Raw genomic sequence first — 12,747 nt, forward strand, 5'->3', positions numbered from 1 at the left:
ATGCGTTGGTGGAACCAGTTTCCCTCAAGTCTGAGGTTTATTGCCAGTACAAGACTCTTGGCCTCTCTAGGAACAGGTGGTGTGATTTATTTCACAGCACTGGTCTTTAAGCAATTAGCTTTTTCTGCAACTGAGATTGGCACAGGATTTGCTGCTGCAGCTATTACTGGATCAATTGCAAGAATACTGTCAGGGAAACTTGTTGATAAGACGGAGGACTGCCTCTCTCCAGTGATTTGGGCAGCAAGCGTAGCAATCTTGGCCGACATAACTCTTTTAAGGGGATACAGCTTTAACAGTTACCTCCTAGGACAATTGCTCTTGGGAACAGCTGCTGGACTTTATTGGCCAGCAATAGAGGTGGCGGTACCAATAAGCTGTAAAACATACCCATCTAACAAAGGGTTCGCACTAGTCCGTAGCGCTGATGCTCTTGGCATAAGCCTAGGAGCACTAATGGGAACCACCTTCGCTTGGCTGAACATACTTCGAGCAATATATATCTTCGACACATTCTGCATGTTTTTGTTGTTACTTTTAATGAGAAAGAACCGGTCCTTAATAGGAAGAAAAGCTGACAAATTAATGACTTTAAGAGAAAACTCATTGGCGAGTTATGAACCAAGAGAAGATCACACAAAGTGGATAAAACCATTAATTCCTATCCTAGTCATTAGTTTAATTTCAACTCTTATCTTTTCCTTGCTTCAAAGTGCTCTCCCCATAGATCTAAGAAATGGTAGTCTTGATAGATTGGCATTAGATAATAGATGGACAGGAGGTATTATTGCAATTCAACTTTTCCTCTTAGTAATCTTTCAATGGCCGCTAGGTGAATGGCTTTCAAGACGAACTACTGGGTTTGGCCTAAAGCTTAGTCTTTCATTGCTTGCTTGTGGCTCATTATTAATTGGCTTTTCTGGCTTTAGTAGCAATGGATGGTTAATAGTTTTATTAGCACAAATACCAATTGCTTTAGGCCTAGCGGCATTCCTACCTACAGCAACAGAATCCATTATTCAGCAAACCCCTGCTAATAAAAGAGGTATAGGAATGGCGTTGTTCTCTCAGTGCTTCGCTATTAGCGCAATAATTGCTCCAATAGCAGGAGGAAGACTCTTAGATTCTCAGGGCAATGGTGTCCTACTCTGGACAATCACTGCTATCGCATGCTGCTTAGCTATACCACTAGAGACTACAAACAAGAAAGACTAAACAAACCTATTAAAATAGAATATTACGACTATTTTTCAGACTCTGAAGACATCTCGATCAGTCGCCTTTCTCTTAGAAAAAGAAAGAAAGGTGCCGCAAATGCAAAGGCTATTACAAAAGAACTTAGCACAACTAGCCACAGGTTCTTCATCTGCAAACGTCTACTTTCAACAAAAAACCAAATCGTGATAGAGGAGGCAGATATAATTAGATCTCTAGAAAGTGACTGAGCCGCTGGATTAGAATTCGCTAGATCAATAAATAATTTTATGTCAAAGGTAGGACCATACTCACTGATAAATTGAATATTAGCAAGAGTTGGCAACACGGCTCCTGATATTGCAAGCATTAAATAGATAAAACATAAAACCTGCCTGGAAAGATTAATGTTCATAGCTAATTTTTTACTGAAAAGCCCAAAAGGGTTGCCTAGGAGACTAAGAAAACTTTGTCAGCCCTGGGATCGACAAATACAACCTATTACCCAACTCCCAATAAGCACTCCACTCCAAATATCGGCGAAATCAGCATTTAAGGCAATGGGTGTAAAGGCTGATTGCATTCAAGCTGAATCAGCAGGATGCTTACAACATCGAATACGGAGGCGTCCATGGACGACACGCCACCTGAGGATTTTTAGAAGCAGCTGATTCAGGTCCCTGCTCCAACAGTCTTCACCCATATGTGGGCTTTCGTCTGGCGAGACATTCAGCAGGTTCGTCAAGCCAGTCGACCTCCTCAGCATCGTTTAGGTGCCCTTTAAGGAGAGTTGCCTAACACCTGAACACTTGGCCCCAGGTTCCAACTCAGAAGCTTCCTAACCTTCTAATTTCTTTGTAACCGACTCCTATAAGGGGTCGGTTCTTTTATGAGTAAAAACTAAATCTCTCAAGACAAAGCCATCATCCTCAATCCCAAGGTTTTCAAATAACGCAAGTTGGTAGAAAAAATTTCACCTAAATCAAAAGGAAGTTAACAATGCGCTCTATAAAAAAAAAGGACCTCCCCAAACTTCCTTCAATGAGGGTTGCTGTTATTGGTCACGTAGAATGGGTTTCATTCATATACCCAAACCAACTACCAAAACCTGGAATTATTTGCCATGCTATAGAAAGTTTTGAGGAGCCCGCTGGTGGCGGTGCAGTAGCAGCAGTAAAGCTAGCAAAATTGATTGGACAACCAGTAGATTTATTTACAGCTCTAGGAAAAGATCTTATTGGAGAAAGAAGCTACCAAAGGCTAACAGAACTTGGCGTAAATGTTCATGCCGTATGGAAAGATTCCCCTACAAGAAAAGGAATAAGTATGGTCGACTCCCAAGGAGACAGAGCTATTACTGTTATTGGTGAAAGGCTTCAACCTAATGGTGCAGATGATCTGCCATGGGAGATTTTAAAAGTTTGCCAAGGCGCTTTTGTGACCGCAACAGATGCACTAGGCCTAAAACATAGTAGAGAAGCTAATTTACTAGCTGGGACCCCAAGAATAAGGATTCCTACACTTAACAAGTCCGAAATTCAACTAGATGTATTAATTGGAAGCAAGTTAGACCCTGATGAAAATATCTCCAATAATGTACTTGTCAAACCTCCAAAACTACGGATCGCCACAGAAGGTGAACAAGGTGGAGAAGTAATACCAGGAGGTAGATACAAAGCAGCGAAAATTAAAGGAGCTGTTATAGACACATACGGATGCGGAGACAGTTTTGCCGCAGGAGTAACAGCTGGCTTGTCTGCTGGCTGGAATCTCGAATCAGCTATCAATCTTGGAGCTCATTGTGGAGCTAATTGTGTTGAGCACAAGGGTCCATACGGACCCAATCAATAAACTCTTAAATCAAACTTAAAAGCGAAGAGCAGGATGGACTTAAAACGTCAAATGAGAATTGCAACAAACTTAACCTACTTAAAATTTCACCCAATAGAATCCAAATCAGGTCTTTTGACTCTAAAAGCGTATCTGTGGAAGCTCTCAACGCTATTTTAACCAACATCAAGCATCCTATTGAAGGAATAGCATACCTATTCTATATAGGACTAATAGTTCGCTGGAAATGGCCTAAATCATGGAACAGACTTCTACACGCCCTTTCAGCCCCAACAACATCATTAAACAAATAAATACAAGCATGTGATTTAATCAAAAGAAAGCATGAAGCTATTTATTTCGACTAATAGCAATGTGCTTATACATAAAAGATGCTTACAAACATATTTTGCATGGCTTTCAAACTAATTTCTAGCCTCTCATTATTATTGTTCTTTGCCTATGCAATAAAAAGGATGATTTTTTCAACAAGGAAACCAAACTCAATCAATAGATTGCGCAAGGAAAACCAATTTAGATCTAAGGCAAAAGAGAGCTATTCAAACTTTTTGATGTTAGATCCCGATCATGATATAAAGATGGAAACCTGGAATAACGAACATGAGCTGCGCGAGAAGGCTGACATTCATCGAGCAAGATTAAATAAGTTTGGCAGTTCGCGCCTAAATGGCGAAATTTTGTACATGGACAAGTCTGGGCTTATATACAAAATCTCATCAACCAACACGAGAATGTACCTTTAATCTAAAAAAATTAGCAGTAAACCTTCATCATTAAAGCCTACTTATTCAACCAATATCACGAAAACCCTAAAAGTCTATAATCTAAGAGTTTTCAAAGTGATATGACCATGAGAATTATTCAAGCTCACAAAAAATTAATTTCCTGGTATCAGAAAAAATTAGGTCTTAGCGACTATGGACTTTTGTGGCTCGTATTCTTTAAAGGAATTGTTCTCACAATTATCATACAGAAGATATTTCTAAAATAATTATAATGACCATTAAGTACAAAAGGGTCCCTAATAGTTAGGGTTGTAATCACTTCCAACTCAAGTGCTTTGCTACAGCAGCCTTTTTAAACCAAGACTCCTAAACCAAGCATACTTTTAACCAGTCACATACCTCTCACGGCAGGGAGAATGAAGGCAGATGTCCGTAAACCCTTTATAGGGCATGCTTTTCAAGCTTAAGCTGTTTAAATTGATCCACATTTATATTAAGAGGCCTACAACCCAAACCCTTTACAAACAGAAGCTTTATGCCAACTCTATTAAGTGCTGAGGCAAATCAGCTTAATTCATGGACTTAAAGGCTTAAAATGCTACTCCGGTTTAGAGAAAGGGAATGACAGCTACTACTGCTCCTGCCATGAGAGGTGGTGGAAGGAATGAACTTCCACCCCATCTTGATGAAAACCTCTTAACACCACGGTTTTACACAACAGAGTTCGACAAGGCCGCTAAGACAGATCTTGAGATTGCCAGAAAGGACTTTGAGGCGATGTTCAAGGAAATGGAGGCTGATTACAACCTCAAGCACTTTGACCGTAAAGCTTCACTTGATCGGCTCAATGAACTTTCCCCTGAAGACAAAGCTATTTACGAAAGTTATCTAGTTCGTTCTGTTGTCTCCGAATTCTCGGGGTTTTTACTTTTTAAAGAAATCTCTAATCGCTTCAAAAAAGCTGGTAGACAGGAGCTCGGGCAATTTTTCCAGTTTCTATCTAGGGATGAAGCCCGTCATGCAGGATTCCTTGGAAGAGCCCTCAAAGCAGAAGGCATAAATGTTGACCTTCCTAACTTAGGGAATAAAAGAGCTGCAACATTTTTCCCATTAAGTTGGGTCTTGTACTCCTTATATCTCTCAGAAAAAATTGGATATTGGCGTTACATCCTTATCAACAGGCACCTAAAAGATCATCCTGAAAAGGCATGTGCCCCTCTTTTTGATTTCTTCGAGCCTTGGTGCCAAGACGAAAACCGTCACGGAGATTGCATAAATCTGATGATGCGTTGCTGGCCTGGAATGACCAAAGGCTTCCGCGGAAAAATACTTAGCAGGTTCTTCTTATGGACGGTTTTCCTTACTCACACACTCACTGTTTGTGAGCGAGGCGACTTCTACAAAATGTTAGGTATTGACCCTGTTCTTTTCGATGAAGAGGTAATCATTCAAACAAATAATACCTCTAAAAATGCATTTCCTTGGGTGTACAAATTCGAGGACGGGAAGTTTTTAGAAATGCGAGTTCAAATATTAAATGCCTTTAAAAACTGGAGAAAAAGTTCAGGATTAGCAAAGCCTTTGGCCTTTAGCAAGTTTGTCTCATTAATGCTTAGACAATTTGCTCTTCCTATGGAGAAAACAAATTCAGTTAGATATTCTTAAAAAAATCCAGACAAGAAACTAATTAGAAACGAATGGATTAAAAGATAAGTTTCACTAACTAAAAAATATCAATCTATAGGTCAAAGGGGCTTCCTGGTTGAGCGTTTACTTGACCTAAATACTTCCCAAATTGTTTTTCATACACTTCATCTTCATCTTGAGTTTCAAGTTCTAATGGCCCAGTAGCACGAGCTATACAAAGCAATCCATAACCTTGTGCGACCATTTCCTGAGACAAACCTATACCAGTGGACTGATCCATAGACCCAGATAAAATTCGTACAGCACACGTTGTACAGCAACCATTCCTACAGGAAAATGGAAGTTCTTCGCCATGGGATTCAAAGCATCTAAGGATATAATCTCCCTCAGGCACATCAAAAGTAATAGTTCGTCCCACTTTTCGATGATGGATAGTTACTTTGTGAAGAGGTTTCATATCAATGAGCCAAAACAGAGGACAAGGGATTAAACAAAAGAATCATTATTAAATGGATAGCTATATTAGAAATTAAAGGATCTAATTTGATAATCTTTCAATAAAGAAAGGTCAAAAGTAAATTCCTACTAATTACTGCTTATATCTCTATGAATGGGCGGCGGAGGAAGGGCACCTGCGTGAATATGTAATTCTTCAACGTCCAGTTCTGCTGTAAAGCATTCCCCACCAAAACGTAGTTTTAACCAGTCAATAGCTTTTGGGTCCTCTGCAACTACTGCTTCAACTCCATTACCAGGTAGCTTAAATTTCTCTACCAAGTCTGGCGAAAGGTACCAAAAAGCAACATCCTTACCCTTTCTATTACGCCTTTCAGTAATTGTTTCACGTAACTGCCCATTGCCTGCCAATTGGCCTACAGGGGCAGAAAGTACATATAAAGACTTGGGGCCTGACATAAATTAAAAGCCAATGAATATCCCTAAATTAATTATAGCCAATTCATCAGATGTCTTTTAAATGAAAGCTTCTGAAAAATCGAATAAAATCCAAAATCAATTATTTAATTGATTTGAAGCCTAACTAAGACATAAGTTGCAATTAAAAAACCCCACCCTTACGGTGGGGTTTTTTAATTGCAACTTATGTCACTTCGACTATTTAAGAGTCAATAGTGAAAGTCGCATTCTTTTCATTACCAATAGACGCACTGACCTTACTAAAATCAAAGCCAAGTGCCCGTAATGCATGCCAGAAATGTCCCTGTAGGAAGAAGAAACCTAAGTAGTAATGGACATTAGAGAGTGCCGCTCTAGTTGTGTGACCCCAAAAAGCCCCACCACCTTGGAGATCAACTGTATCGATCCAATATGGACAAACAGTGAACTTCAACTGAAGAGGCTCTCCATACCAAGCTTCGGGATAAACAGTGGTATTGGTTGCACACCAGAAAGCAGCAACAATAGCCATCCACCCGATACCGGCCAAAGACCAGGAGAGAACGGCTTCTGCTGAAAGCAATTCAGCTCCTTTGAACTTGGAGTATTCACCAAGCCTTTTCTTTTCCCAAGGAGTAGATCCTGCAACCACATGTAATGCCCCACCAGTAATCTCAGCAAATGCCAAGAATGCGTGACCTCCCATGACATCCTCAAGGCTGTCAATTGCTAGGAAATCAAACTGTCGGTGCCAAATCATTGTCAGGTCAAGGTTGTAATTAACCTGACGGATAGCGCCTATAGCAGGGTCATAAATACCATGCACTCTTGCCCATTCAACGAACCAGGCACAAGCAACACCAAAGAAAATCAGATGGTGACCAAGAATAAAAGTCTGGTTATCTGGGTTACCCCATTCCAGCTTGAATTTTCTAGCTTGGACAACTTCTGAGTCCTGCATATCGCCAGGGAAAAGAAGAGAGTGAAGAAGCCCACCCCCTCCATAGACCATGGAGAAAATCAAATGGAGAATTGCAATTGTTGCAACCCCAGCACCTGTCCAAACACCAGCTTCATCGAAGCCAATGCCGATAGACGCCAAATGAGCGAGAAATATCGAACTCTGATGCCCCATTGGCACCGAGGGGTCAAAGCGAGCAAGCTCCCATAGGGTGCTTCCACCAGCCGCAAAGCAAATCAGACCAGTATGTGCGGCATGAGCTGCAATGAATTTGCCTGAGCGGTTGGTGACCCCAGAATTGCCAGCCCACCATCCATAGGTGATGTCTGGGTTTCCATAGGTCTGCATAATTGCTTAGGAGATAAGGGAGAAAAACCTTCTGAACAGTACAAGCGACTGAATTGATATGGACGGAATAGTTAAAGGTCTTTATTTATAGAGAGCAAAAGTACTCTGATTAAAAAAAAAAAAACCCAGATTTTTGAAGGCTGCTCAATCTATTGAATGGGTAGGGCAAGACTGCAGAACAATCAGAAATCACTTGCACTGCAATGGATCTAACCGACAAAGGGGCAGTGGACTAAGGCTATAAAGGATAGAAGCTCATTCGAGCAGAAAAGAAAACTACAAGCAAGCTGGTCGTAGGTCTCCAAAAGGCAACAAATTAATTGTGCAGCAGTCTTTAGGGCAAGAAGGAACAAATGGCTTGAAAGAATCGATCAAATAAGCTTTCAACCATCCAAGAGAAGCGTAGTAAAAGCGACTAACAGCTCATAGCTTCACGAAACATATGCAAAGGGCTTATTAAAACTAATTTCAAATCCTCTTAGAGGGTTGAAGAGGATTAAGGAGTTAGGTTATCTATATCCCCAATTCGAATCAAAACTGCTAGTGCTACCAATGATTCACTTCTCTGAGCTCCTGACTCTTCTCCCACACCCATCCGACCTTGGCTTAATCAAGCCTTCAGGAGGGTTTGAGCTGCTACCAGCCATATGTGCCCTAGCGGTAGTCTTCGGAGCATCTCAGTTCTTCTACTATTCAGACGACTCCAAAAGGATTGACCCTTGGGCGAAACCTGAAAACTACAAGTAGGAGAGCCTAAAGAAGGCAATCCACGCTTAGGTAATTAAGCCAAAGTCAAAAGCAGGGCTAAGTCCCTGCTTTTTTTTTTCTAACATTCAAAGTTTCTAAAAAATTAAATCCAAGGAGTGGATACTAGGAATAGGAGTCATTAAAAAAACATATAAAAAGGGCCTCGTAAAAACGAGGCCCTAAAAGTTCTAAAGTTAAATCGAATACATTCAAACTAACTTTAAAGCTTTTTAATCTGCTGCAGGCGCAGCTAAGCCGGAGAGATTACCGAGAATCCTCCTGAAATCAACTCCCTGTGCTCTTAAGGCATGCCATAAGTGACCCTGGATGCAGAAGAATCCAAAGTAATACTGAACATTTACTAGAGCTGCTCTAGTTGTATGCCCAAGGAAGTATTTGCAATCAGAAATATCACCAGTATCAACCCAATATGGGGAGATGCCAAATTTAAGTGACAAGGTCTCTCCATAGAACTCAACTGGATAAACAGTGGTATTTTGCGATGCCCAAAATGCAGCAAGAATACCCATCCAACCTAAGCCAGCCAATGACCAAGAAAGGACCGCTTCAGCAGAAAGAAGGCCTGCACCTTTGAACTTGGTGTATTCACCAATTTGGCGGGTAGCAATGTGCCAAGCACCGCCACTTATTTGCAAGAAGGCCAAGAAGGCATGGCCACTCATTACATCCTCAAGGCTGTCAATGGTGAAAAAGTCAAATTGGTGGCTCAAGAGCATTCCGAAGTCCCCATAACCAGGGAAGACGGTACGGACTGCGCCGATGGCTGGATCATAAATTCCATGGACCCTTGCCCATTCAACAAACCAAATATTCGCGACACCTAAGAAAATTAAATGGTGTCCAAGTATGAAAGTCAGGTTGTCAGGGTTGTCCCACTCAAGCTTGAACTTAGGAGTTGTAGGGATTGGTCCACTCTGAAGGTCTGGGTCAAAAACCAATGCATGTAGAAGAGCTGCTCCCCCATACACAGCAGAAAAAATCAGATGGAAGATTGCGATAGTTGCAACCCCTGCTCCTGTCCAGACACCAGCTTCATCAAAGCCAATGCCTAACGTGGCTAAATGGGAAAGATAAATCGAGCTCTGATGGCCCATTGAGACCGAAGGGTCAAACCGGGCAAGCTCCCAAAGACAGCTTGCACCCGTAGCAAAACAAATAATTCCTGTATGCCCAACATGCGAGCTAATAAATCGTCCAGCTCGGTTGGTCACTACAGAATTACCAACCCACCACCCGTAGGTAGGGTTTGGATTTCCATAGGTCTGCATAATTTAAGAGGGCAGGGAGGTAATACGCCAAGAAGACTACACTCATCTGGAGCTGGATCGGCAAGGCCGTTCAGCATCCGTAAAGGTCTGCGGCACAAGGGTTTTACCTTCCGGGATTGAGACACCTTATAGGTGTCTCAATGAAGTAAATAATTAGAGCCTCACTTTCCTTGCCCTAACAGGGTTTTCAGGACAGCTAAAAAAATTCTCATCCCAGAAAAAGAAGTATTAATCAATCCAAACGACTATTCGCTCATCAAAATGGAGATAAAATTCCGTAAAAGTCCAACAAGAAAGCCCTCCCCAAATAAGGGAAGGGCTTTCTTGTTTATTGAAAGAAGGTTCCCCTAGTGAGACTTCATTAGGGGATCAAAATTGATCTTAAAATCAATTGAGAGTAAGTCTTGTGTTATCGAGATTTACTACCGCATCACGAATTCTCTTGAAGTCAAAGCCCATAGCCCGTAAAGCGTGCCACAAATGACCCTGGATAAAGAAGAAGCCAAGGTAGTAATGGACATTTGTTAGCCAAGCTCGAGTTGTATGCCCAAGAGGAGCGCCATCAATTGGTCCTACAGTATCAACCCAATAAGGTGAAATACCAAACTTAATTGCTAACGGCTCGCCATACCAAGCTTCGGGATAAACAGTGGTGTTGGTTGCACACCAAAACGCAGCGATAATTGCCATCCAGCCGATACCGGCTAAAGACCAAGAAAGGATAGCTTCAGCAGAAAGAAGGCCTGCACCTTTAAACTTGGTGTATGGACCAAGTAAGCCAGAACCCATCTTGGTTGCTATGTGATGAGCTCCGCCGAGGATCTGAGCAAAAGCCAAAAAGGCATGACCGCCCATGACATCCTCAAGATTATTAATGGTTAGGAAGTCAAACTGATGATTCCATATGTGGGCCAAATTTAAGTTGTACTCAACCTGACGAATAGCGTCTATTGCAGGGTCATAAATTCCATGAACCCTTGCCCATTCAACAAACCAGATATTTGCAACACCTAGAAATATCAGGTGATGGCCGAGAATAAAGGTCTGGTTGTCAGGATTATCCCACTCAAGCTTGAATCTTTTCGCCTGGCGATGTTCCGGACGATCAGGTGCAAACAGGCCAGAACTATTTTGAGTATCTTCACTGAAAACAGCAGAATGGAGGAGACCAGCACCTCCATAAACCATTGAACAGATGAGATGGAAGGCAGCTATGAAGAAAACACCAGCCCCAGTCCAAACTCCTGACTCGTCAAAACCAATCCCAATAGATGCCAAATGAGGAATACTTACCAAGCCTTGATGACCCATAGGTACTGAAGGGTCATAGCGAGCTAAATCCCAAAGGGTGCTCGCTCCAGCGGTGAAGCAAATCAATCCTGTATGTGCAACATGCGAGCCAATGAAACGGCTTGAGCGGTTGGTCACCACAGAATTACCAACCCACCACCCGTAGGTAGGGTTTGGATTTCCATAGGTCTGCATAATTTAAAGAGATCCAAGCGGTAATACGCCTCGAACACTACACTCAATTGCGACTAACAAGGCACTGCTGTTCAGCATCCGTAAAGATATGCCGAATTAAGCCTGAAGAAATTTGTGAGGTATTTGATCGTACAAATCCTCTTTTGTTTGTCTTAGCTCTCAAAACTCCAATTCTTTCTTGAAAATTGGTTAAGCAGCAATAAAAGTTAAAAGTAAAAAAGCCCCATCAACTCTGATGGGGCTTGGTATCTATTTAAAAATAATTAACCTATTTCCTCAACACCTATTAAGCAGGTGCTCAGTTATTTGCAGCAAGGCGATTAGTAACAGTCTTGAAGTCAAAGCCCATTGCCCTTAGTGCATGCCATAGGTGACCCTGAATATAAAAGAATCCAAGATAGTAATGGACATTAGTAAGCCAAGCTCGAGAAGTGTGTAGCCCATCAGGAAGATTAACCGTGTCAATCCAATATGGAGAGATGGCAAATTTCTGAGCTAAAGGTTCACCAAAAAATTCCGTTGGATAAACGGTGGTGTTAGTAGCACACCAGAAGGCAGCGACAATTGCCATCCAGCCTATTCCTGCAAGCGACCAAGAAAGAACGGCTTCGGCAGAAAGAAGTCCTGCACCTTTGTACTTGGTGTATTCACCAGTCTTTTGAGCAATGTGAAGTGCTCCACCACTAATCATCAAGAATGCCAAGAAAGCATGTCCGCCCATGACATCCTCAAGATTATTTATCGAGAGAAAGTCAAATTGATGATTCCAAATTGCATTCAAATTCAAGTTGTACTCAACTTGTCTAACTGCACCAGCAGCAGCGTCATATATCCCATGGATTCTTGCCCATTCAACAAACTGAATATTCGCGACCCCCAAGAAAATCAAATGGTGTCCAAGAATGAATGTTTGATTTTCTGGGTTGTCCCATTCCAGCTTGAACTTTCTGGCTTGCGCCACCTCTGAAGACTGCATGTCTTCATTGAAAAGAACTGCATGAAGAAGGCCACCAGCCCCATAAACCATCGAAAAAACAAGATGGAGAATTCCAATAGTTATGACACCAGCACCAGTCCAAACACCAGCCTCATCAAATCCAATGCCAAGAGTTGCTAAATGAGGAAGGACTATGAGTGGCTGATGCCCCATAGGAACCGATGCGTCATAACGAGCAAGTTCCCATAACGTGAAGGATCCAGCCCAGAAAGCTATTAAACCTGTGTGAGCAGCATGTGCTGCGATGAACCTGCCTGAGCGGTTGGTAACCACAGAATTACCAGCCCACCACCCGTAGGTAACATCCGGGTTTCCATAGGTCTGCATAATTTAAAGAGTTCAAAGCGGTAATACGCCTCGAACACTACACTCATCTAGAGCTGGATCGGCAAGGCGGTTCAGCATCCGTAAAGGTCTGCGGCACAAGGGCTTTGACCTTTGCTCTTTGTTTGAGGCTTGAAATCGACATTTATAGGGATTTCCAATTCGCCTGCAGAGCAATGCCTGACTGCTTTTTGGAGAAATTAATTTTCAGAGACCAGCTTGTAGAAATACATAAAACCCCAGCATAAAATTGACGAAATAACATATGACAGTGTTAAGCAGTGT

At 41.9% G+C, this 12,747-nt stretch carries 12 protein-coding genes; 5 read left to right on the plus strand and 7 right to left on the minus strand.

Annotation, left to right across the window (positions count from 1 at the left end; translation table 11 throughout):
- A complete protein-coding gene (locus tag SOI83_RS02930; RefSeq protein ID WP_320677140.1) occupies nucleotides 1–1,215 on the plus strand; it encodes an MFS transporter in 1,215 nt (404 codons plus the stop codon).
- 28 nt (nucleotides 1,216–1,243) lie between these two features.
- On the opposite strand, the gene SOI83_RS02935 is transcribed toward SOI83_RS02930, so the two are convergent.
- Nucleotides 1,244–1,609, minus strand: a complete 366-nt coding sequence (locus SOI83_RS02935; protein ID WP_320677141.1) for a DUF2834 domain-containing protein — start codon at nucleotides 1,607–1,609, stop codon at nucleotides 1,244–1,246.
- On the opposite strand from SOI83_RS02935, the gene SOI83_RS02940 reads away from it, so the two are divergent.
- From SOI83_RS02940 to acsF, 3 genes are all read left to right on the plus strand, one after another.
- Nucleotides 1,602–1,865 carry a hypothetical protein gene (locus SOI83_RS02940; protein ID WP_320677142.1) on the plus strand — a complete coding sequence of 88 codons (264 nt, stop codon included), beginning with the start codon at nucleotides 1,602–1,604 and terminating at the stop codon, nucleotides 1,863–1,865. The two genes, SOI83_RS02935 and SOI83_RS02940, sit on opposite strands and share 8 nt — an antisense overlap.
- A gap of 328 nt (nucleotides 1,866–2,193) precedes the next feature.
- Complete coding sequence (locus tag SOI83_RS02945) at nucleotides 2,194–3,045, plus strand: PfkB family carbohydrate kinase (RefSeq protein ID WP_320677143.1); 852 nt, start codon at nucleotides 2,194–2,196, stop codon at nucleotides 3,043–3,045.
- A gap of 1,346 nt (nucleotides 3,046–4,391) precedes the next feature.
- Entirely contained in the window at nucleotides 4,392–5,435 is a 1,044-nt protein-coding gene (gene acsF, locus SOI83_RS02950) for a magnesium-protoporphyrin IX monomethyl ester (oxidative) cyclase (RefSeq protein WP_320677144.1), read from the plus strand.
- A 73-nt stretch (nucleotides 5,436–5,508) separates the two neighbouring features.
- Here the strand turns inward: acsF and SOI83_RS02955 are convergent, their stop codons facing one another.
- From SOI83_RS02955 to SOI83_RS02965, 3 genes are all read right to left on the minus strand, one after another.
- Complete coding sequence (locus SOI83_RS02955) at nucleotides 5,509–5,874, minus strand: 2Fe-2S iron-sulfur cluster-binding protein (protein ID WP_320677145.1); 366 nt, start codon at nucleotides 5,872–5,874, stop codon at nucleotides 5,509–5,511.
- 128 nt (nucleotides 5,875–6,002) lie between these two features.
- Nucleotides 6,003–6,332: a hypothetical protein gene (locus SOI83_RS02960; RefSeq protein WP_320677146.1), complete on the minus strand. Its 330-nt coding sequence runs from the start codon at nucleotides 6,330–6,332 to the stop codon at nucleotides 6,003–6,005.
- A 202-nt stretch (nucleotides 6,333–6,534) separates the two neighbouring features.
- The gene (locus SOI83_RS02965) at nucleotides 6,535–7,620 is read right to left on the minus strand and encodes a chlorophyll a/b binding light-harvesting protein (protein WP_320677147.1); all 1,086 of its coding nucleotides are present in this window, start codon (nucleotides 7,618–7,620) and stop codon (nucleotides 6,535–6,537) included.
- Nucleotides 7,621–8,172: 552 nt separating this feature from the next.
- Between SOI83_RS02965 and SOI83_RS02970 the strand changes: the two genes are divergently transcribed.
- Nucleotides 8,173–8,367 (plus strand): hypothetical protein, encoded by a 195-nt coding sequence (locus tag SOI83_RS02970; protein ID WP_320677148.1) that lies wholly within the window; start codon nucleotides 8,173–8,175, stop codon nucleotides 8,365–8,367.
- Nucleotides 8,368–8,597: 230 nt separating this feature from the next.
- On the opposite strand, the gene SOI83_RS02975 is transcribed toward SOI83_RS02970, so the two are convergent.
- From SOI83_RS02975 to SOI83_RS02985, 3 genes are all read right to left on the minus strand, one after another.
- Entirely contained in the window at nucleotides 8,598–9,656 is a 1,059-nt protein-coding gene (locus tag SOI83_RS02975) for a chlorophyll a/b binding light-harvesting protein (protein ID WP_320677150.1), read from the minus strand.
- A gap of 387 nt (nucleotides 9,657–10,043) precedes the next feature.
- Complete coding sequence (locus SOI83_RS02980; protein WP_320677151.1) at nucleotides 10,044–11,141, minus strand: chlorophyll a/b binding light-harvesting protein; 1,098 nt, start codon at nucleotides 11,139–11,141, stop codon at nucleotides 10,044–10,046.
- 298 nt (nucleotides 11,142–11,439) lie between these two features.
- Nucleotides 11,440–12,465, minus strand: a complete 1,026-nt coding sequence (locus tag SOI83_RS02985; protein ID WP_320677153.1) for a chlorophyll a/b binding light-harvesting protein — start codon at nucleotides 12,463–12,465, stop codon at nucleotides 11,440–11,442.
- Nucleotides 12,466–12,747 lie beyond the last annotated feature (282 nt).

Source organism: Prochlorococcus sp. MIT 1300, from assembly GCF_034092375.1.
In the GTDB taxonomy this organism is placed as follows: Bacteria; Cyanobacteriota; Cyanobacteriia; order PCC-6307; family Cyanobiaceae; genus MIT-1300.

What these genes read in the sequence shown, in the direction of transcription:
- SOI83_RS02945 (WP_320677143.1), top strand. Translation starts at nt 2,194, where the DNA reads ATGCGCTCTATAAAAAAAAAGGACCTCCCCAAACTTCCTTCAATGAGG.
- SOI83_RS02970 (WP_320677148.1), top strand. Translation starts at nt 8,173, where the DNA reads ATGATTCACTTCTCTGAGCTCCTGACTCTTCTCCCACACCCATCCGAC.
- SOI83_RS02935 (WP_320677141.1), bottom strand. Translation starts at nt 1,609, where the DNA reads ATGAACATTAATCTTTCCAGGCAGGTTTTATGTTTTATCTATTTAATG.
- acsF (WP_320677144.1), top strand. Translation starts at nt 4,392, where the DNA reads ATGACAGCTACTACTGCTCCTGCCATGAGAGGTGGTGGAAGGAATGAA.
- SOI83_RS02955 (WP_320677145.1), bottom strand. Translation starts at nt 5,874, where the DNA reads ATGAAACCTCTTCACAAAGTAACTATCCATCATCGAAAAGTGGGACGA.
- SOI83_RS02985 (WP_320677153.1), bottom strand. Translation starts at nt 12,465, where the DNA reads ATGCAGACCTATGGAAACCCGGATGTTACCTACGGGTGGTGGGCTGGT.
- SOI83_RS02965 (WP_320677147.1), bottom strand. Translation starts at nt 7,620, where the DNA reads ATGCAGACCTATGGAAACCCAGACATCACCTATGGATGGTGGGCTGGC.
- SOI83_RS02930 (WP_320677140.1), top strand. Translation starts at nt 1, where the DNA reads ATGCGTTGGTGGAACCAGTTTCCCTCAAGTCTGAGGTTTATTGCCAGT.
- SOI83_RS02975 (WP_320677150.1), bottom strand. Translation starts at nt 9,656, where the DNA reads ATGCAGACCTATGGAAATCCAAACCCTACCTACGGGTGGTGGGTTGGT.
- SOI83_RS02940 (WP_320677142.1), top strand. Translation starts at nt 1,602, where the DNA reads ATGTTCATAGCTAATTTTTTACTGAAAAGCCCAAAAGGGTTGCCTAGG.
- SOI83_RS02980 (WP_320677151.1), bottom strand. Translation starts at nt 11,141, where the DNA reads ATGCAGACCTATGGAAATCCAAACCCTACCTACGGGTGGTGGGTTGGT.
- SOI83_RS02960 (WP_320677146.1), bottom strand. Translation starts at nt 6,332, where the DNA reads ATGTCAGGCCCCAAGTCTTTATATGTACTTTCTGCCCCTGTAGGCCAA.